Annotated in this window: 16 protein-coding genes; 3 read left to right on the top strand and 13 right to left on the bottom strand. The window is 47.4% G+C overall.

Annotated elements, in window-relative coordinates; all coding sequences use genetic code 11:
* Positions 1-4 precede the first annotated feature (4 nt).
* The 10 genes from ruvA to dut form a co-directional block, all read right to left on the bottom strand.
* The gene (gene ruvA / locus ECHVI_RS19845; protein WP_015267824.1) at positions 5-604 is read right to left on the bottom strand and encodes a Holliday junction branch migration protein RuvA; all 600 of its coding nucleotides are present in this window, start codon (positions 602-604) and stop codon (positions 5-7) included.
* Positions 601-2,874: an NADP-dependent malic enzyme gene (locus ECHVI_RS19840; RefSeq protein ID WP_015267823.1), complete on the bottom strand. Its 2,274-nt coding sequence runs from the start codon at positions 2,872-2,874 to the stop codon at positions 601-603. Before ECHVI_RS19840 ends, ruvA begins: the two co-directional genes overlap by 4 nt.
* Positions 2,875-2,894: 20 nt before the next feature.
* Positions 2,895-3,992 (bottom strand): DUF4837 family protein, encoded by a 1,098-nt coding sequence (locus ECHVI_RS19835; RefSeq protein WP_015267822.1) that lies wholly within the window; start codon positions 3,990-3,992, stop codon positions 2,895-2,897.
* A gap of 91 nt (positions 3,993-4,083) precedes the next feature.
* Positions 4,084-5,478, bottom strand: a complete 1,395-nt coding sequence (locus tag ECHVI_RS19830) for a lytic transglycosylase domain-containing protein (RefSeq protein ID WP_015267821.1) — start codon at positions 5,476-5,478, stop codon at positions 4,084-4,086.
* A 15-nt stretch (positions 5,479-5,493) separates the two neighbouring features.
* Positions 5,494-6,921, bottom strand: coding sequence for an Asp-tRNA(Asn)/Glu-tRNA(Gln) amidotransferase subunit GatA (gatA, locus tag ECHVI_RS19825; RefSeq protein WP_015267820.1), 1,428 nt, complete (start codon positions 6,919-6,921; stop codon positions 5,494-5,496).
* A gap of 14 nt (positions 6,922-6,935) precedes the next feature.
* Positions 6,936-7,142: a Sec-independent protein translocase subunit TatA/TatB gene (locus tag ECHVI_RS19820; protein WP_015267819.1), complete on the bottom strand. Its 207-nt coding sequence runs from the start codon at positions 7,140-7,142 to the stop codon at positions 6,936-6,938.
* Positions 7,143-7,411: 269 nt separating this feature from the next.
* Positions 7,412-8,662, bottom strand: coding sequence for a murein hydrolase activator EnvC family protein (locus tag ECHVI_RS19815; protein WP_015267818.1), 1,251 nt, complete (start codon positions 8,660-8,662; stop codon positions 7,412-7,414).
* 3 nt (positions 8,663-8,665) lie between these two features.
* Positions 8,666-9,406 carry a lipoprotein insertase outer membrane protein LolB1 gene (gene lolB1, locus ECHVI_RS19810; RefSeq protein ID WP_015267817.1) on the bottom strand — a complete coding sequence of 247 codons (741 nt, stop codon included), beginning with the start codon at positions 9,404-9,406 and terminating at the stop codon, positions 8,666-8,668.
* On the bottom strand, positions 9,399-11,147 hold the full coding sequence (locus tag ECHVI_RS19805; protein WP_015267816.1) for a tetratricopeptide repeat protein: 1,749 nt from the start codon (positions 11,145-11,147) through the stop codon (positions 9,399-9,401). The genes lolB1 and ECHVI_RS19805 overlap by 8 nt, the downstream gene beginning before the upstream one ends.
* Positions 11,148-11,266: 119 nt before the next feature.
* Positions 11,267-11,701 carry a dUTP diphosphatase gene (gene dut, locus ECHVI_RS19800; RefSeq protein WP_015267815.1) on the bottom strand — a complete coding sequence of 145 codons (435 nt, stop codon included), beginning with the start codon at positions 11,699-11,701 and terminating at the stop codon, positions 11,267-11,269.
* Between the two features lie 164 nt (positions 11,702-11,865).
* On the opposite strand from dut, the gene ECHVI_RS19795 reads away from it, so the two are divergent.
* Positions 11,866-13,290: a hypothetical protein gene (locus ECHVI_RS19795; RefSeq protein WP_015267814.1), complete on the top strand. Its 1,425-nt coding sequence runs from the start codon at positions 11,866-11,868 to the stop codon at positions 13,288-13,290.
* A 56-nt stretch (positions 13,291-13,346) separates the two neighbouring features.
* Here the strand turns inward: ECHVI_RS19795 and ECHVI_RS19790 are convergent, their stop codons facing one another.
* From ECHVI_RS19790 to ECHVI_RS19780, 3 genes are all read right to left on the bottom strand, one after another.
* Positions 13,347-14,474, bottom strand: coding sequence for a glycoside hydrolase family 88/105 protein (locus ECHVI_RS19790; RefSeq protein ID WP_015267813.1), 1,128 nt, complete (start codon positions 14,472-14,474; stop codon positions 13,347-13,349).
* 458 nt (positions 14,475-14,932) lie between these two features.
* The gene (locus ECHVI_RS19785; protein ID WP_015267812.1) at positions 14,933-16,447 is read right to left on the bottom strand and encodes a lipopolysaccharide biosynthesis protein; all 1,515 of its coding nucleotides are present in this window, start codon (positions 16,445-16,447) and stop codon (positions 14,933-14,935) included.
* Between the two features lie 20 nt (positions 16,448-16,467).
* On the bottom strand, positions 16,468-17,253 hold the full coding sequence (locus tag ECHVI_RS19780) for an enoyl-CoA hydratase/isomerase family protein (RefSeq protein WP_015267811.1): 786 nt from the start codon (positions 17,251-17,253) through the stop codon (positions 16,468-16,470).
* 399 nt (positions 17,254-17,652) lie between these two features.
* On the opposite strand from ECHVI_RS19780, the gene ECHVI_RS19775 reads away from it, so the two are divergent.
* Together ECHVI_RS19775 and ECHVI_RS19770 are read left to right on the top strand one after the other, a co-directional pair.
* On the top strand, positions 17,653-19,116 hold the full coding sequence (locus ECHVI_RS19775; RefSeq protein ID WP_015267810.1) for an NADP-dependent isocitrate dehydrogenase: 1,464 nt from the start codon (positions 17,653-17,655) through the stop codon (positions 19,114-19,116).
* A 112-nt stretch (positions 19,117-19,228) separates the two neighbouring features.
* Positions 19,229-19,666 (top strand): hypothetical protein, encoded by a 438-nt coding sequence (locus tag ECHVI_RS19770; protein WP_015267809.1) that lies wholly within the window; start codon positions 19,229-19,231, stop codon positions 19,664-19,666.
* Positions 19,667-19,692 lie beyond the last annotated feature (26 nt).

Genomic DNA, 19,692 nt, shown 5'->3' with positions numbered 1-19,692 from the left:
GTAATTAGGTTGACCTTAAAGATGCCTTAATTAATTCTTCCAATGAAATTTCTGAGCCGCTTTTTTTCAAAACCGATGCAATATTTTTTTCGGCCATGGCCTTGGTAAATCCAAGCGTGATCAACGCTTGCAAAGCTTCTTCTTTGAGGTGTTGCTGCTGTTGGATAAACCCTCCAGAAACCACCTGTGGTTCGGCCAGGTTTTCCTTGTTGATCTTATCCTTAAGTTCCAACACAATCCGCTGGGCAGTTTTGGCCCCCACGCCTTTGACACGTTGTATGGTCTTATGATCTTCCTGTGATATGGCCGTCTCCAGCTCCCCTCCGGAAAGGGAAGAAAGGATCATCAAGCCGGTGTTAGGCCCGACCCCCGAAATGGAAATCAGCAAAAGGAACAACCGCTTTTCCATTTCCTCCTTGAACCCATAGAGCGTGTGGGCGTCTTCCTTGATGTGAAGGTGGGTGAGGAGCTTGATGTGCTCCTCATCCTTGATCTGTGAATAGGTGTTTAAGGATACTTTGACATGATATCCGACCCCATTTATGTCAATAATTACAAAAGTAGGGTCCTTGAAGACCAGTTTCCCTTTTAAATAATCAATCATATATTGTCATGGCTTTGGGCATCCACTACTGCAATGGCTACCATATTGATGATTTCCCGGATCGAACTGCCCAGCTGCAGGATATGAACAGGTTTGTTCATTCCCAATAGCACCGGACCGATGGCTTCGGCATTGCCGATTTCGGCCAACAGTTTGTAGGCAATGTTCCCCGAACTGAGGTTGGGAAAGATCAGGGTGTTGGCTTTTTTATTGGCCAGGGCACTGAAAGGATAATTTTCCTTTTGAATGGCCTCATTGATGGCCACATTGGCCTGCATTTCCCCTTCGATGATCAGGTCCGGGAATTTTTCCTTGGCCTTGGCGGTGGCCAGGGCCGTCTTGGTAGGCGTGTTTCCTTTTGCCGAACCGAAGTTGGAGTAGGAGAGAACGGCCACCTTTGGCTCCAAGTCAAAGAACTTCACGGCATCAGCGGTCAGTCCAATGATTTCCACAATTTGGTCCGCAGTGGGATCCACGTTTACGGTGGTGTCGGCAAAGAAATAAGGGCCTTTGTCCGAATTCATGATGTACATCCCTGCGACCCGATCCACATCTTTTTTTACACCGATGACGTGCAGGGCGGGCAGGATGGTTTTGGGATAGTCCTTGGTAAGGCCTGATATCAGGGCATCGGCTTCTCCGGTCTCCACCATCATGGCACCGAAATAGGTCCGGTCACGCATCAGCTTCTGGGCTTCAAAAGGAGTCAACCCTTTACGCTGGCGCTTATTGTAAAGAAGGTTTCCGAATTTTTCCAGCCTTTCGGGCTCTTCATAGGGATCGATGATCGGTACATTGCTCAAGTCCAGAGAATGTTCCTCGATAAGCTTGAGAATGGTTTCCCTATTGCCCAATAGGATGGGATCACAGATACGCTCGTCGTTGATGAGCTGAGCGGCTTTCAGTATTTTGGTGTTGTCGGCTTCTGCAAATACGACCCGCTTTGGATGCTTCTTGGCACGGGCAATGACCCTGGACATCAAACGCTGATCGATGCCGATCCTCTCCTGAAGTTCCAGTTCGTAGGTTTCCCAGTCGGTTATCGCCGTTTGGGCGACACCGGTATCCATGGCCGTTTTGGCTACAGCAGGGGCGATGGTGGTGATCAGCCTTGGATCCAGTGGTTTAGGGATCAGGTAATTTCTGCCAAAACCCAATTGGTCATCTCCATAGGCTTTGTTGACGATCTCAGGAACCGGTTCCTTGGCCAGCTTGGCAATGGCATGGGCGGTGGCCAGTTTCATTTCTTCGTTGATGGCAGTGGCCCTCACGTCAAGGGCTCCCCTGAAGATGTATGGAAAGCCCAGTACATTGTTTACCTGGTTGGGGAAATCGGATCTGCCCGTGGCCATGATAAGATCTTCCCGGGTAGCGGTGGCCAGGTCGTAGTCGATCTCCGGATGTGGATTGGCCAAGGCGAAAACAATGGGGTTTTCGGCCATGGATTTGATTTGCTCAGGAGAAACAATATTTCCTGCCGAAAGACCTAAAAATACGTCTGCTCCTTTCATGGCATCAGAAAGGGTGTGAAGCGATTCCCTGGAAGTGGAAAATTCTTTTCGAATATCATCGAGGTCTGGTCTATCGGAGCGGATGACCCCTTCTATATCGACCATGACGAGGTTTTCCCTTTTTACCCCAAGGGACATGTAAAAACGGGTGCAGGAAACTGCCGCGGCACCGGCCCCACAAACGACCAAGCGGATTTCCTCGATCTTTTTGCCGACGATTTCAAGGGCATTTAGCAAAGCTGCTCCCGAGATGATGGCCGTGCCATGCTGGTCATCGTGCATGACAGGAATTTTCATCTGTTGCTTGAGGGCCTGCTCGATCTCAAAGCACTCAGGGGCCTTGATGTCCTCCAGGTTGATTCCCCCAAAGGTAGGTTCGAGGGATTTTATGATCTGGATGAGCTTTTGGGGATCTTTTTCGTCGATTTCTATATCGAAAACATCAATGCCCGCAAATTTTTTGAAAAGAACTCCTTTTCCTTCCATGACAGGTTTACCTGCCTCAGGGCCGATATCCCCCAGTCCCAAAACGGCGGTGCCGTTGGAAATTACGGCCACAAGGTTGCCCTTTGCGGTATACTTGTAAACGTTTTCTTTTTGCTTGGCGATTTCCAAACAAGGTTCTGCCACTCCAGGTGAATAGGCTAAGGCCAGGTCTAACTGGCTGGAGAGTGGTTTTGTCGGAACGACCTCGATTTTTCCCGGACTGCCCTGGGAATGGTAACCCAAAGCATCTTCTTTTCTGATTTTAATCGCCATTGTTAAGCTATATATTGGATTTAATTTTGCGTGTCCTCTGGGAATTTGGTGGCCATCAAGATAGCTTCTATTTCCCGAAGGGCCTTTTTATGGGTTTCATTTGGATAGTATAAAAATCCTTCCAAATAATAGAGTTTTCCATTGGTTTCATCCACTACCGTGTAGGACACAAAAGACCCGCCCATACTGATGGAATGGGTTTTCCATTGTCCCCTCATTTCGATAGCATAATGGCCGTCGATTTGCATGTTTCTGAAGGCAGGGACGATCTGCTTTTCCGTTTCCAAATAGGAATTTGGCTTTTCAGGATCACCAAAGACACGGGTTTTCAGGATTTCATCCCGCAGCTTGATGATGTTCTCTGGGAATACCTGCTCTTCGGAAGTATAATCGGTCTGGTAAAAGATCAGGCTGATGTCTGCCCGCTCTGTGGTGGGCGTGGGCTGTCTGGCCCAAAGAAAGTTTTCCTCTTCTTTTACAAATTGATAAGAGGCTGGAACGGTCAGCTCCAAGCCCAGAATTTCTTCTCCTTCGGATTGTACTTTGCCGCTGGTACGCGCCAAAATGGCTTCGCCTAAGCGGTTTCTCTCCCTCACTTCGAAGAGATTTTGAAGTTTGTTTTTGTTTTTGCGCAGGTTGTTGATCAATTCTTCTTCGCTGTTTCCAAAAAGATAGACCACTTCCTGACCTTGGGCAAATTCATCTTCGTTCCTCAACATGAACAGAGAAGGATCCGCTGCGGCTTTTTCCTTGGATGCTGGACTAAACTGGTTGCTGATCATGCGGCTGCCGGGCTTCTTGTCGTCGAAAGTGGTGACATAGACAATGTTATAGGCCATTTTCAGTATCCGAGTCATGGACCTAGGATCTACTTTCCGCATGTCAAATAGGGTCTCTTGACGGACAAGGCCCTTGATGTCCTCTTCAAAAACATTTTTCAAGGCATCTCCCACGGGACCTTTGTACTTTAGGGAGTCAATGACCAATAGGATTTCTCCGCTGGCTCCCCTGGCTTTGGGTTTATTGGAATTATTGCCGTTTTCACCATCCTGACAGCTTACCAAAATGCCTGTGGCAAAGAGGAATAGGGCCAGGATCAAACTGTTTTTCTTTTTCATTGTAATGGGATTTAAAACGTGACCGTGTACAATTTATAAAAAATGAACGGCAGTCGGAAACAAACTACTAAATATTTAGTTGTATTCAGAATTAACCAATGATAAGCTTCTGGCCAGGTTTGATTTTGTTATTGCTTAGTTTGTTGAGTCGCTTGATTTCTTCAATGGTCACGCCATCGAGTTTGTTGGCGATGAGCCAAAGGGAGTCTCCGGGTTGGACAACATAAGTTTTGGGGCTGCCTTTGACAAAAGTGGCATCCTGCTGACTGGGATTGTCCGCCGCCAGGTTCCTGGTGAAGGCATCGCCATCTTGGTAGATGGTCAGGTGTTGTCCAATTTTGATGTTATTGGAATAGAGCCCGTTCCACGTTTTGAGGTCAGCCACAGTGGTACCATACAGTCTGGCGATTTTGCCTAATGCATCACCCCGTCTTACTTTATAGATAATCTTTTCAGGCTCTTTTTCTTTGGGTGCTGCCGTCTTCTGCTCGGCCAGCAATCGCTCTTCTTGCAGGTTAATGCTGTCCATCATCCAGTGGACATTGGAGGCGATGTAATCCGCTTTGGCTTTGGGTACGCGAAGGGCGTAATAATTGGAGCTGGCAGGGATTTTACTGTTTTGGATAGCAGGGTTTAAAAACTCCAACTCTTCCAAACAGGTGCCACTGATATCTGCCAAACGCTTAAGGTCCAATTCTTGGTCAAACCTCACCTTTTCATGTGCGATAGGGAAGGTGCCGTCCTCCAAAATGAGGTTGTGTTCATCGGCATAATTGAACACGTACATGATGGCCTGGAATTGCGGAATATATCCCCTGGTTTCCCGCGGTAGCCAATTGTAAATTCCCCAAAAGGTTCGCTTTCCGCCGGATCTCCTGATGGCCTTCCGTACATTTCCCGGTCCACAGTTATAGGCGGCCAGGGCCAATTCCCAATCATCGAACATTCGGTGCAGGGATTTCAAGTAGCGACAAGCCGCTTCAGTGGCCAGCTCGGGATCCATGCGGTCGTCAACATCCCTAGTGACGTGCAGGTCGTAAACCCGCCCTGTGGCCGGCATAAATTGCCAAAGCCCCATGGCACCCACGCGGGATTTTGCCTTTGGGTTAAGTCCTGATTCGATGATCGCCAAGTACTTGATTTCCTCCGGCATGTCATGTTCCTTGAGCTCTTTTTCGAAAAGAGGGAAATAGATCTCTTTTCTGGCCAAGGTCATCTTGGAGTACTCCCGGTTTCTGACCGTAAAGTAATTGATAAAAGCAAAAATGGTTTCATTCAGCTCGAAAGGCATGCCCGTATCCATCTTTTTTACCCGCTGATCCACCTCATCGTAGGTGAAGTCAGGAATAAATTCGTAATGGTAAGTGGGCTGGATAACCTCTTCTTCAGCAGCAATGAAACCATTCTCTCCCTGATTTTGGGCACTGGCAATCGCCACACAGAATATCATCGGTGATAGGAGTGTAAGTAATTTCCAGTTGCTCATGACAGGTATATGTTTTTATTTCTTAATCTTCATTAAATAATCTGCAAAAGCATAAAGCTCTGCCTCCTTGAAGGAGTTGGTGATGACTTGCAGCCCGATCGGAAGGCCATTTTCATCTTTTCCATTGGGAATGGAAATCGCCGGCACCCCTGACACTGACGCTTGTACAGTGTAAAGGTCTTCCAAGTACATGGCTACAGGATCGTCGCTGTGCTCACCAAACTTAAACGCTGTAGAAGGCGTGGTCGGTAAGACAATATAGTCAAATTTGTTCAACAAATCTTCCGTGAACTCTTTGATCAGTCGCCTTACTTTTTGGGCTTTGGTGAAATAAGCATCGTAATAACTGGCACTCAAAACAAACGTTCCCAGCATTATTCTCCTTTTCACTTCCTCTCCAAATCCTTCGGAGCGGGTGAGCTTGTACATGCTTTCCAAGTTGTGGGCGTTGGGTGTCCGGTACCCATATTTAACGCCGTCAAATCGGGAAAGGTTTGAACTGGCTTCTGCAGTGGTTAAAATATAATAAGTAGGAAGGACATATTCAAGTAGCGGGAAATCAACCTCTTCTACTTGATGGCCTTCTTCCTTGAGCTTATCGAGGATGTCAAGGGTGTGTTCCTTGATGGCCGGTTGCAGGGCCTCTGATTCAATGGTTTCTTTCAGGTAAGCCACTTTTACTGGACGGTCCAGTTGAAGCTGCTCGGAATAATGGGGCACTGCCTTTCGGGAAACGGTGCTGTCGTTATCGTCTTGGCCTGCGATGACTTCCAGTACCAGGGCATTGTCCTTTACATTGGTAGAGAATACACCAATGGTGTCAAAAGACGAAGCATAGGCGATCAGTCCAAAGCGCGAAACCCTGGAATAGGTAGGTTTGATGCCGACCAGGCCGGTAAAGGCTGCAGGTTGGCGGACAGAACCTCCCGTGTCCGTACCAAGAGAGGTAGTGCAGAGGTTGGCCTGCACGGCCACGGCAGAGCCTCCGGAAGATCCTCCCGGTACCCGCCCTTCGTCCAGGGCGTTAAGGACTTTCCCATGGACGGTATTTTCATTGGAGGATCCCATGCCAAACTCATCACAGTTTAGACGACCGATAATGATGGCATCTTCATCGATGAGCTTTTGAACGGCGGTGGCGGTAAATTGGGATTGGAATCCCTCTAAGATTTTACTGGAGGCATTGACTTCGTGGTCAGCATAGCAAAGGACATCCTTGATACCGATGACCATTCCTGCCAGCTTTCCGGCTGTGCCTGCCTTGATTTTTTGGTCCACTTTTTCAGCTTGCTCCAAAGCGGACTGCTCATAAACTTCAACGAAGGCGTTGAGATGCGCCTTCGTTTGAATGTTCTTGAGATAATAATGGACGATCGCTTTACAATCTGTTTCTTTATTTTCAAGCGAGCGTTTTATTTCGTCGAAAGAATGGAATTTTTCCAATGGTGGTTATTTTTTTAACTTTTCTTTTTACTGTCTCCCTTGATGCCATCTTCGATGTCATCCTGAATCTCTTTGGTGGCATCCTTGAATTCTTTGATGCCTCTGCCCAGCCCGCGAGCCAGCTCAGGGATTCGTTTTGCTCCGAATAGAAGGATGACAACCAAGATGATAACAACCAAGGAACCACCTCCTATATTCTGAATGAAACCCAATGTAGTCATGATAAGCGTATTTAAGTTTTAAATCGGTACAAATATATAACTGTGTCTTACTAACACAAAGGAATCGAACACAGTTCTTGTTTTTTTCAATATCTTTTTTGTAAAGATACTCATATTATCGTAGAAATGCTTACAGATAGTGATGAATTGCCTAAAGGGAGGCTAAAAGGTGAAAGATCTTTTTCACCTGTGCCGGTGGTGGATATGGATGCTGGAGGAAAGGCGTTTTCCCTCCAGTGTTGCGATTGATCCTTTGTTACTGCACTGTGCTATTTCCCTGCTAGCCAAGAAGATGGGTTCATTTTTTGCAGTCCCTTCCACGTTTGGAAATGCACTTCGGATACCCCGTCACTGCCGGTGGCGACCTCGCCGATTTTGTCATTTGCCTTGACGGTTTGGCCGGATTTTACCGAAATGGTCTGCAGCCTGCTGTACATGGTGTAGTATTCGCCGTGACGGATGATGATCGTGCCTCCCATGCCTGGAATAGTGGATACTTTGGTCACCACGCCATCGAAGACTGCCCGGACAGTTTCATCTGGATTGGTCTGGATGTCGATGCCGTCATTGGTGATCATGATGCCTTTCAGGGTAGGGTGGGGATGGTCTCCATAGGATTCCGAAACAAACCCACTGGCTACCGGCCAGGGTAATTTTCCCCGATTGCTGGCAAAAGAGCTGGAAAGGGCTGCTGCTTCCGGGGTCATCGGCATGCTGCTGGAAGCCGATTTGGTGGTTTTGGTATTCGCTTTTTTGGCTTCTGCTTCTGCTCTCCTGATCTCTTCTTCAATGACCTTTCTGATCAATCGGTTCAACTCTTCCTGCTGCTTTTTGGTCTCGGCAATGTCCTTGCGGATTTCCTCTTCCTTGTTGGATAAGGTATTGACAATGGACTGTTGCTCTTGCTTGAGCTGGTCAAGTTCTTTTTTCTGGCTCTGTTCTTCCTGGAGCGCCGCTTGTTTGTCGGCTTTTTGTTTTTCCAGTTTTTCCTGTTGCTGCCTGAGGTCTGCACTTACTTTTTCAATTTGCTCGACCTGCTTTTCCCGCGCATCGCTGTACTGTTTCAGGTACCTGATCCGCATGTACAGCTGCTTAAACGTGGAAGAGCTGAAAATAAAGGTAAGGATGGTGACGCCACTGTTGAGTTTGGCCGAGACATAGACCATTTGGGCATATTCTTCCTTTAAGGTTTCCAAGTCCTGCTCCAGCGAGCCGATAAGGGTATTGGTTTCCTTGATTTCTTTGTTGAGAAGGGCGACTTCATTGTTCAGGGTTTGGATAAAACTGACGCGCGTTTCCAGCTGTTTACTGACCAAATTCAGCTCACTGATCGTATTTTTCTTTCTGGCAGAGGTCTTTTTTAGAATCTCGTCAAACTCCTTCAGGCGTTGGAGAACTTCAGCTTTTTCCTTTTCAAGCTGGGCCCTGGACTTGGAGGTTTGGGCCATCAGGCTTCCCTGTTCAGGAAGGACCATCCAAGTAAAGGTGAACAAAAAAGCGAGCGCCAGAAGGTATTTCATAGATCAGAAATTGTAAGGAAATGACAATGGGGTATCCTGGAGTTCCACTTTGTTGAATTCCAAATTGACCAAGGTTGATTGGACATCGGAAGAAGCATTTTCCATCAATAACTTCAACAGGATCTTATAAGCATAGGGCTGGCCATCCAGGTCTTCGAATTCCGGATAGCTGGCGGAAAGTTTTCCTTTGTGAAACCGGGAAGCCGTGGTCAGCTCGGTTACTTTACCGTGCTGGACGCCGATCACCGATTCGTAGGTGATGCCGTCCCGCCGCTGGGTAAGCTCAAACGTCTTTCCCACTCGGATCAGCCTGTCCCTGTAGCTGACACCATAGGGGATATTGGCAAAGAGCACATTCTGGAACAGGTCCAAGGAGAGTTTTAGGCCATAGGTATTTTGGAACTGATCAAAGGTCAAATTGATGTCCTTATTGTTGATGCGGTCGATGACCTTGATGTCTTCGCGCGTGATCATGCCCCTTGCGGCTTCGATGCCCAAGCCCGGACTGATGCTGAACCAAATGATGCTGTCCCGCTTGGCCCGCAGGTTCAGCGTTCCCCGGGTAGTCTTGCCGTTTTCTTCTTCCATGGCCACGCGGGCTTTGGCGCTCAGGTATTCAAAGTCAAAATAGGAGGGCGTAAACTCCTTCATGGCTTCGTCCGAAGAATAGATCTTGGTCTTTTTGGCACACCCTGCCAAAAGTAAAACACATGCTAAAAGGCTTCGTAAAAAGTGTTTATTCATAGTATTTCTTGTCCTTTATTTTTTGATCAAGCTCCTCGGATACATCGCTTTTGCCAGCGGCTTTTTCCCAGTATTCCAAGGCGCCGGACTTATCTCCCAAGTGAAAAAGGATGTCCCCATAATGCTCTAGCATTACCCCACTGGGACTTTCTTCTAATTCCAGGGCCTTTTTCATATATTTTTCCGCTTCTTGGTAAGACTTTTTTTGAAAAAGTACCCAAGCATGTGTGTCCAGATAGGTGGCATTGTCCGGAAATCGTCTGACCAGTTTAGATGACATGTCCAAGGCCTTGTCCAAGTCCCTTTTTTCCAACGACAAAAAATAAGCGTAATTGTTCAGAACGTGCTCATCTTCTGGTGAAATCTCCAAAACCTTGTCATAAGCCTCAAAAGCCTTGTCCTCTTTTTTAAGGGCATGGTAGGTATCTCCCAGCTGGCCAAGGACCATCAGGTCCAATTGTTTGTTGGTCCCGTCATTGAGCTCAAGGCTTTGCTTCAGGGAGGTGGCTGCGGCTTCGTGTTTTTTAATGGCAAGCTTTGCCGTGCCGTCAAAAAACCAAAATTCCGGTTTCTGGGGGAATTCCTCCGTGCCCAAGGCCGTATAAGTTTCTATTTCCTCAAAATCTTTTCCCTGCTCAAACATCAGGCTGATCACTCCCTGCAGGACCTTAGGGTCTTGGGGATTGATCGCTATGGATTGCTGATAGTTTTCCAAGGCTTTGGCAGGTTGTTGGTTTTGCATGGCCCGGTCTCCCAAAATGGTCCATACAGGGGCACTTTTGGGACTGGTTTTGACCATGAGGGTTTCCAAACTGTCCAGCATGGACTCACGCTCTTTGGTCTTAAGGTCTTTCTGCATAATGTCCCCAAAGGTCTGTGCCTTGATCTCGCCCTCCAGGTCCGGGCTCTGGAATGCTGTGAACAAATGGTCGTGGGCGACATCCAGTGCTTCTTTCTTTTTGTAAAGGGTATAGGCGGCCAGGTGAAGGTCAGGTTGGTTGGGGTAGTCCTCCAGTGAGGCATTGACCACCCCAAGGGCCTGGTCAATACGGTTGTTGTTGAAGAGCATTTCCACCAAGGCCAAGACATAGCGGGAATTGCCGGGATTGGCCTGAATGAGCTTTTCGCCTTCTTTTATGGCAGCATCCAAATTGTTCTGCTTCAGGTAAATGCGCTGCTTTTGTACCGAGAGCTGCTCGACCACCCCGTAATATTCCTCGGCCTTGTCCAAGGCGATAAGGGCTTTGTCAAATTGCTGGGTGGAGAGGTAAAGGGATGCCAGTTCAAGGATGTACTGTTTGTTGTCATCAGAACTTTCGATCAGGGTTTCCAGGATCTCGGCGGCCTTTTCTGGTTGGTTTTGCTTGGTGTAGACTTCGGCAATGAGCAGGTGGTAATACTTGTTCTCCGGATCGGCTTCCACGGCCTTTTGCCCGTGCTCCAACGCCTTTTCGTTTTGGTTGGCGCGGGCCAGGATCTCGGCCATCTTAAAATTCACCGCTCCTGATTCAGGGGTCAGGTCGTGGGCTTTGTCAAAGTAAAAATAGGCCTTTTCATAATCTTCCAGCATCATGTGCTTTTCCCCTTCAATAAACAGCCTGGTCGCCATATCGGCTTCTTTCTGTTCTTTTTTGGCACCTTTAAAAATATTGAACTGCGCATGGGCTGAAGGAGCCGAAAACACCAAGGGGAGGGCAATGGCCAGGAAGAGTAGTGATTGCTTGAAGGTTTTTATTTGCATGTTATCTTTCCAACTGGTGATATTATCAATAAGATATGTGGCATCTTACTGACAAAACGTACAAAATTAAGGCCTTTTTCGTTCATTCCCCAAAAGCCATTTTACGAAATTTAACGAAATCAGGATTTGCCGGTACTGCCGAAACCTCCAGCACCCCGTTGGGTTTCCGATACTTCGGCAGCTTCTTTCCATTGGATCTGCTCATGACGGGCCACCACCATTTGGGCAATGCGTTCGCCATCGTTGATCTCGAAAGGTGCGTTGGAAAGGTTCACCAAAAGCACTTTTATCTCGCCCCTGTAATCCGCATCGATGGTGCCCGGTGAATTGAGCACGGTGATCCCATGCTTATAGGCCAGTCCGCTACGGGGACGGATCTGAGCTTCGTGACCAGCAGGGAGTTCCATAAACAAACCCGTTCCCACTAAGGTCCTTTCCAACGGTTTTAACGTGATGGGTTCGGCGAGGTTGGCCCGTAGGTCGAGGCCTGCCGAAAGGTCCGTTTGGTATTCGGGTAGGGGATGCTTGGATTGGTTGATGACGTTGACCTGCATGGTAGTGTTGTTTTTAAAGGTTTATAGGGGTCAAAGATAGCGGGTTATTTTATATTTGAAGGAACCAAACGGGGAAAATAGCAATTGAAAAGTACAAACGGAGCGTAGGTCTTTAGGACTAAATCGTTAATATTAGGCATTAAAAGAATAAAGAAACTTACGCGATGATGGAGAATACGACCAAGTGCTTGTTTTGGCTATGGCTATGCTTAAGGGTGACGGCTTTGTCCGCCCAAGACCAGAAAATGAATGCCGGCATTTTTCCGGCAGCAGAAGTCGAATACGTGAAGTTGATTGATTGGAAGCGGTTTGAAGGCAAATCAATGGTGACCGACTCCCAGCAGTTGGCAGGAAAGCTGCTATTGAATGCCAATAAGTATGCCTTGACGACTTGGTGGCAGGAAAGGGGATTTTCCGAGCTTTCCCAACACGGGTATCTTGACCTAAAGGGGATTTCGGAGCATAGGGTGCGTCCCGTGGCAGCAGAGGCGGAAGCACTTGCCGCTTCGCTGAGATTGGGATTATATGATCCTGCCAGTGTCGGTGTTTCAGAGCATGAGGCAGCAGAAAAGACCATTCTGCTCATCAAAAGTTTGGCGCATGCGCATTTGGCCAATACTGAAAACGGATGGGGCAGGGAGTGGCAATCAGCTTTATGGGCTGGTTACAGTGCCTTTGCCGGTTGGATGATGTGGGATAAGCTGGATGACCAGACCCAAATGGAGGTCTTGAAAATGATTCGGGTAGAGTGTGAATGGATCATGCACGATAAAGGTTTGCCGCAGATCAAAACTTACCGTAACCGCCACGGGGAGATTATCAGCCCCGGGGATACAGGGTCAGAAGAAAATGCCTGGGACGGGCTTATCCTGACAGTCGCCTCTGCGATGATGCCAGCACATCCCCAACAGTCGAAATGGATGGAAAAGCTTATCTTTTTGACCTTGAATGCCACAGCGAGGCCCAGTGATCTAGAATCTACACAATTGGTCAATGGAAAACCCTTGAGGGAATGGCTGATAGGCAGCAATATCAATGAAGATGGGACGGCTGTAAACCATCATTTTATCCATCCCGATTACATGACTTCAGTTTTTGAGTTTAACCCGATCAAGTATTTTTGGCTTGCCGATATGGAAGTTTCCATGGCGATGGTACATAATATTGATGTCGTCTTTGGAGGTTTTGCTGACCTTACGTTCACAGCCGGTGAAACCATAACAGGAGGGGAGGTGAAGGCTCCAGGGGGGACTATTTTTATTCAGGGAACCGGAGATATTTATTACCCCTTGGGTACAGATTGGGGAGAAGGGAGACGAATGAACTTCGTGATGTTCAACAGTATTGCAGCAGCTTTTTCACCAAACCCAGCGGTAAGGAAAAGGGCGCGGGAGTGGATGCTCTTGCAAGGACAGGAGGCACTGGAAATGCAGGGACGGTTTGAGGATGGGCATACGTATATGAACGAGAAAGAAGACGCTTACAAGTCTAGGGAGGCTTGGGTGGCAGATAAAGCTACATCTACGTATATCATAGAGGCACTCCAATTGACCGAAGCGCCGAGGTTTACCAATCAAAAAATCAAATAAAAATAAAAGCTGTCCCAAAAGGTTTTCTATGCTATGTGGGACAGCTTTCATTTCTGTTATTGGGCCATTTTATAGATTTCAGTACCTGCGCACAGGTAGGCTCCCACGCCATAGACCTCAGTTCTGTCCGGCCAAGCTTGGCCAGGGGCAGCGCCTATTGGCTGGACATAGCCCAGCATGCCATCCTCGGTGACGCATTCCTGCAGGGCATTCCATCCTTTCCAAACGACGGCTTCGTAATCATCCTTGTCGAGTATGCCATTATTGATGCCCCAGGCGAAGCCATAGGTGAAAAATCCCGTGCCACTGGTTTCAGGAGTTGGGTAGAATTCGGCCCCCAATAAGCTCATGGCCCAGTAGCCATCAGCGGTTTGGAGTTCTTTTAGGCGTTTGGCCATTTTCTTAAAGAGTTTTACAAAATACTTGTATTCCGAAGTGCCTGGTTCCAGCTCAGCAATGATGTTGGTAAGTCCTGCAAAGACCCAGCCATTGCCGCGGGACCAAAAGACCTTGGTGCCATTGTCAAGTGCTGAAAAATAATTGTCGTCCCGGTAATACAGGCTTTCTTTCTTGTCAAATAGGTAATCGGTGGTCGCCTTGTATTCTTTGACCATGAAATCCAAGTACTTTTCATCTCCGGTGATCTTGCTCAGCTTCGCCCATACCGGTGGTGACATAAAGAGGGCATCGCACCAGTTCCATCGATCTTGGTGAAAGGGTGTGTTCCAGTGAAGGGAGGTTTGGGCGGGGTGGTAAATGATAAAGTCCAAATGTTTTTGGGTCGGTTCCAGCATTTTTTCTTCACCGGATTTGCGATAGAGCTCCAAGTACATTTGGCCGACAGTATGTTCATCGGCGTGATAGCGGCCAAGTCGCGAGCCCAGCTTCCATTCCGTTTTTTCACCTATGCCGGTTAAAAAATCCGTGTAAGCCGGATCATCCGAAAGGTTTGCCCATTTCATCATGCCCACATATAAGGCGCCATTGGTCCAGTTGGTGGGCTCATGCACCCGTCTGCCGTGTCCAGCCTCCCAGAAATTTTCGATTTGCCAGTCAGCCACTTTTTGCATGCTGTTAAAGACCTCTTGTTTGGAGGCTTTCTGGGCCTGGGCATTGGGCATTTGTAGTGAAATGCAGCAAATGAGAAAGAAAATTGTAAAAATCTTACCAAAAAGTAGATTCATAGTGGTGTTTTTATTGATGTAAACTATTTTGAGTTATTGATTTCAAATATATAAATCATATGATTTGAAAATAATATTGTTTCAAAATATTTTGCTCCCAAAGGTTTTGGATGCTTGTGGGGAATCCATATGTCTTGCTAGCTATTAAGGGTGTGGCTTAATTCCTCCTTTTTGGTTTATTCCGGTTAATACTATTGGGTTTTCCATAGTTGCTTCCTTTTGGGAAAGCTCTCCAGAGGAATACGGCTGGCTCTTTGAACCCGATTTATAGATTAGGAAATGTAGTAGCTTGTTCCTAGGGATCTCAAAAAGAGCTGAAAGTGTCTTAAAATCACTTCGTTAGGAGGAGAGGGGGTGGCGCCGCTACGATTACCTTAATAGCTAAAGTTTGACGGCTTATTGAAGTGATATCCGCAAGTGATAACTGAGCATTTGCATCTCCCGGGGGAAGAAAAAACCTATCGGGAAATATTTTTTTTAAGGTCCAAAAGCTCCCTTTTTTCCATCAAAACCACTCCAACTACATAAACCACTGGAAGCAGGTTGCGAAAAACAAATGTTAGGATGCTGGAATCCAACTGGATGTAGAACCCCAAATAGGAAAAGCCAAAGGCAATGACCAGGTAGGAAATATCCCTGATGGTCTTGTAGGGAATTGGGTAATACTTCTGACCGAAGAAATAACACATGACAGACATGACTACATACGTGGCCAAGGTGCTCATGGCGGCGCCGGTGTAGCCATATCGGGGAACCATCAGGAAGATCACCAAGACCGTGACCACGGCACCGGTAAAGGTAATGTAAAAGCTGTAAATGGTCCGGTCAGTGATCTTGAACCAGATGCTGAGATTGAAATAAACGCCCAGCATCAGGTAGCCCATCAGGAGCATGGGGACGATGTCCATGCCAGCTTGATAGCCCTTGTTGCCCAAAATGATCTTGCCGATGATGTCCAGGTTTACGGCGACCAGGATCATCAGCACACTGCAGAAAATGATAAACCAGTGCATGACCCGGGCATACAGCTGTGGACTGTCCTTGTCCTCGCTTTGGGAGAAAAAGAACGGTTCTGCGGCGTACTTGAAAGCTTGGATGATCAGGTTCATGAAGATGGCCAGTTTGAAGTTGGCACCGAAGATGCCGCCCGCCTCACGGGCGGTAAGGCCGGGGTAGAAGTTTTCGGGGAGTACGTACTCAAACAAGAACCGCGAAAATACTTCATTGGTCACTCCCGCCAAGCCCATGAACAGCAGCGGAAGGGCATACTTCCACATGGGCCCCAAGATGCTTTTGTCCAACTGCCAGCTAAACTTTCCTGACAGTGAGAAAAGGACCGGAATGATCAGGGCATTGGCGAAGAGGTTGGAAAGCAGAATATAATCCACCCCCCATTCGGGATGGTAAAAACCATTTACAAAGGGCTGGAGGAACTTCAGGTAATCTCCCTCGTGGACATGCAGGCAGACCACGATAAAGAAGATGTTGAAGCCTACGTTCAGCAGGATGTTCAGTAGCTTGGTCAGGGCAAATTGAAGCGACTTGTTTTCTACGCGAAGCCTCGCATAGGGGATCGCCAAGATGGCATCTATGGCCAAGATCAGGGCTGTCCATTGAAAGAGGTGGGATTTCCCCGGATAGTCCATCCAAAGACTCAGTTGCTCAGCACTCAGGAACAGCAAGGCTCCCAATGACAGGGAAGTGGTGAGGATCAAGGATTGGACATTATTGTATACTTTCTGCGGGTCCAGGCCTTTTCCAGTGGCAAACCTAAAAAAAGTGGTTTCCATGCCATAGGTAAAAATCACGTTGAAAAGCGCAATGAAGGCATAGATGGCCGTAAACGAGCCAAGGTCTTCTTTTGAGAGGTAGGTGATGTACAGTGGAAGCAGCAGGAAATTGATGACTCTTCCCAAAATACTACTGATCCCGTAAATGGCAGTTTGACCGGCAAGTTGTTTGAGTTTACTCATGGAACCGGAAGAAGGAGGGGCTATTCCCCTTTAAAATTGGGTTTTCGCTTTTCCAGGAATGCAGAGGTTCCTTCCGAATAGTCTTCGGATTTGACGCATCTGGCAAAGCTGTTGGCCTCGATGAGGTAGCCATTTTCATCATTGCTGTAGACGGCATTCACACAATCGATGATCATGCCTATGGACAGCGGCGCTTTGGTCATGATCTTTTGCAGGATTTCTTCGGCCTTTTGGATGGCTTCCGCCTTGGTCTGGGTGACATAATTTACCAGTCCGAGAGCCTTGGCTTCTGCCGCATCCACCATATCGCCGGTCATCAGCAATTCGTTTGCTTTGGTCCTACCGATGAGGAAGGTGAGGCGTTGGGTGCCACCATAGCCGGGAATGATGCCCAAGTTGACTTCTGGTTGGCCAAATTTGGCATTGCTGGTGGCGATCCGCATATGGCAGGCCATGGAAAGTTCACAGCCTCCTCCCAAGGCAAAACCGTTTACGACGGCAATGACCGGTTTGTGGCAGGATTCGATCAGGCTGAATACTTCTTGTCCATTTTCGGAAAACTTACGGGCGTTGAGCTCATTCAATTCCGCTATCTCGCTGATGTCCGCACCGGCGACAAAGGCCTTTTCCCCGGAACCTGTCAGCACCACACCCCTTATCGACTTGTTGTCGCTGACCTCATTGAAGATATTCTTAAGCTCTTCAAGGGTGTCGAAATTGATTGCGTTGAGTTTGGATTCCCGGTTAATGGTGAGGTAGAGAATACCGTCTTTGTTTTCAGAAAGGATATTGGTAGATTCAGCCATGCTCTAAAACCTATGTTTGAATTCAAATATACGAGGTGCCGTAGCAAACACAAAGCAAACCTTGTAAAAATGAACGTTACCGGTAGCTTATGCCTGATTGTGACCCTATTGGGTTTTATTGCCCCATTTGCCATCACATTGCAAAATGTGTAAGCCTGCAGGTGACCAGCAGTCCATTTGGGAGTAGGACCGGATATTTATACGCTGAGCAAAGCGGTTTTGCCGGTGACCGGAACTGTAAGGACACGCTTAGCGGTCCCGGTCTGTGAGCGGACCTATGGGGAAGAATGCTTCCCATTGGCCCGAAGATAAATAGTGCCTTGGATAGCAGTCATCTCCCACAAAATTTTATATTTTTGTACCATATTTTGAAAGTTAACATCTTTAATAAAATACTTTATGTCATCCAAAAGAAAAATAACCGTAGCCTACGGTGATGGTATCGGCCCGGAAATCATGAAAGCCACCCTGGAGATTTTGGAAGCTGCAGGAGCACAAATAGAACCTGAAGTCATTGAAATAGGCGAGCAGGTCTATCTTAAAGGCATCAGCTCGGGGATCGAACCAAAAGCTTGGGATTCGCTTAGAGAAACAAAGATATTTTTAAAGTCTCCAATAACCACCCCACAGGGCGGAGGCTTCAAAAGCCTTAACGTGACCACTCGGAAGACGCTGGGCCTATACGCCAATGTGCGGCCATGTAAAGCGTATTCTCCTTATATCAGGACCCATTTTCCTGAAACGGACATGGTGATCGTCCGGGAAAATGAGGAAGACCTGTATGCAGGTATCGAGCACCGGCAGACCGATGATGTGTACCAGTGCCTAAAGCTCATTTCCAGGCCAGGTTCCGAAAAGATCATCCGGTATGCTTTTGAATATGCCAAAAAATACAACAGGAAAAAGGTGACCTGTATGACCAAGGACAACATCATGAAGTTGGCCGATGGTCTGTTCCATAAAGTGTTTAATGATGTGGCCAAGGAGTATCCGGAGATTGAAGCAGATCATAAGATCATTGATATCGGAACCGCCTTGATCGCGGACAAGCCAGAGATGTTTGACGTGATCGTCACGCTTAACCTCTATGGAGATATCATCTCCGATGTGGCAGCGCAGATTACAGGATCTGTAGGCCTTGGCGGTTCGTCGAATGTAGGCGAAGACGTAGCGATGTTTGAAGCGATTCACGGTTCTGCCCCTGATATTGCAGGTCAAAATATCGCCAACCCATCCGGACTGCTCAATGGCGCCATCATGATGTTGGTGCATATCGGCCAGCCAGAAGTGGCGGAAAAAGTGAGCAATGCCTGGATGAAAACCTTGGAAGATGGCATCCATACAGGTGATATTTACCAAGAAGGAGTTTCGTCCCAATTGGTCGGTACCAAGGAATTTGCACAAGCTGTAATTGACCGGCTGGGGCAAAAGCCTGAAAAAATGGTTCCTGCCGAATTCAAGAAGGGAGATGGGGCTGATGATAATATGGGAGCCATCAAACTGGCCGACAGAAAACCGTGCAAGAAGGATCTGATCGGTCTGGATGTGTTTATCGATTGGAAGGAAAACGACCGTGATGCAAATGTCATTGGCGATAAGCTGAGAGCAGTGGATGCCGATGGCCTGAAAATGCAGCTGATTACCAACCGTGGCGTGAAAGTATATCCTGATGGGATGAAAGAGACCTTCTGCTCTGATCACTGGCGTGTAAGGTTCTTCAATGCAGACCAATCCACCATCACACATGGACAGGTATTGGATGTGCTGAAGCAAGTGGAAGACTTGGGTTTTGATTTTATCAAGACCGAAAACCTGTACACCTTTGACGGTGAAAGAGGCTTTTCACTGGCGCAAGGTGAATAAGCCTTTTGTATTATAGAATAAAGCACTTAACAGCGGCTGTCTCGATCGATAAGACAGCCGCTGTTTGTTTTATATGGATTGTTTGAGTTTTTTTGAAAAATGGATTTTTAAGATGAAAAACCTTTTTATTGCGGTATTGGGATGTACGATGGTGTTAGGTGGCTGTGATCTGGATGAGCCTGACATAGACCCACAACGGTATATTTATGGACAGTGGGAACTGCTCAATCAAGAGGCATACGGTAGGAATGGACCGACTTTCTCGGAGACCTACGTATTTCGTGAGGGTGGGGATTTTGAAAAAAACCGGATATCGGATGAAAGCCATGCCCTTGCCAAAGGAGTTTTCAGTGTGGAGGAGACTTCTAGCTCCGATGATGGTGCTTTGGTAAAATTAGAATACTTATCCGGCGAGCAGCAACTTCGCAATGGCTGTGCCGAGGTACCCAATGTCGAATGGCTTGTCCTGAGCAAGGATGGTAGTCTGAACAGTAAGGTTGAGATCTCTTGTCAAGCCCCTTTCCTGTTGTATGAAAAAATCATGCCCTAGAAAGCAGCCAGCGCTTCCGAATTTGT

Origin of the sequence: Echinicola vietnamensis DSM 17526, assembly GCF_000325705.1 — a bacterium.
Taxonomy (GTDB): Bacteria; Bacteroidota; Bacteroidia; order Cytophagales; family Cyclobacteriaceae; genus Echinicola; species Echinicola vietnamensis.
This window is presented reverse-complemented; position numbering and strand designations above follow the sequence as displayed.

What these genes read in the sequence shown, in the direction of transcription:
- ruvA (WP_015267824.1), bottom strand. Translation starts at nt 604, where the DNA reads ATGATTGATTATTTAAAAGGGAAACTGGTCTTCAAGGACCCTACTTTT.
- ECHVI_RS19840 (WP_015267823.1), bottom strand. Translation starts at nt 2,874, where the DNA reads ATGGCGATTAAAATCAGAAAAGAAGATGCTTTGGGTTACCATTCCCAG.
- ECHVI_RS19835 (WP_015267822.1), bottom strand. Translation starts at nt 3,992, where the DNA reads ATGAAAAAGAAAAACAGTTTGATCCTGGCCCTATTCCTCTTTGCCACA.
- ECHVI_RS19830 (WP_015267821.1), bottom strand. Translation starts at nt 5,478, where the DNA reads ATGAGCAACTGGAAATTACTTACACTCCTATCACCGATGATATTCTGT.
- ECHVI_RS19820 (WP_015267819.1), bottom strand. Translation starts at nt 7,142, where the DNA reads ATGACTACATTGGGTTTCATTCAGAATATAGGAGGTGGTTCCTTGGTT.
- ECHVI_RS19815 (WP_015267818.1), bottom strand. Translation starts at nt 8,662, where the DNA reads ATGAAATACCTTCTGGCGCTCGCTTTTTTGTTCACCTTTACTTGGATG.
- lolB1 (WP_015267817.1), bottom strand. Translation starts at nt 9,406, where the DNA reads ATGAATAAACACTTTTTACGAAGCCTTTTAGCATGTGTTTTACTTTTG.
- ECHVI_RS19805 (WP_015267816.1), bottom strand. Translation starts at nt 11,147, where the DNA reads ATGCAAATAAAAACCTTCAAGCAATCACTACTCTTCCTGGCCATTGCC.
- dut (WP_015267815.1), bottom strand. Translation starts at nt 11,701, where the DNA reads ATGCAGGTCAACGTCATCAACCAATCCAAGCATCCCCTACCCGAATAC.
- ECHVI_RS19795 (WP_015267814.1), top strand. Translation starts at nt 11,866, where the DNA reads ATGATGGAGAATACGACCAAGTGCTTGTTTTGGCTATGGCTATGCTTA.
- ECHVI_RS19790 (WP_015267813.1), bottom strand. Translation starts at nt 14,474, where the DNA reads ATGAATCTACTTTTTGGTAAGATTTTTACAATTTTCTTTCTCATTTGC.
- ECHVI_RS19785 (WP_015267812.1), bottom strand. Translation starts at nt 16,447, where the DNA reads ATGAGTAAACTCAAACAACTTGCCGGTCAAACTGCCATTTACGGGATC.
- ECHVI_RS19780 (WP_015267811.1), bottom strand. Translation starts at nt 17,253, where the DNA reads ATGGCTGAATCTACCAATATCCTTTCTGAAAACAAAGACGGTATTCTC.
- ECHVI_RS19775 (WP_015267810.1), top strand. Translation starts at nt 17,653, where the DNA reads ATGTCATCCAAAAGAAAAATAACCGTAGCCTACGGTGATGGTATCGGC.
- ECHVI_RS19770 (WP_015267809.1), top strand. Translation starts at nt 19,229, where the DNA reads ATGAAAAACCTTTTTATTGCGGTATTGGGATGTACGATGGTGTTAGGT.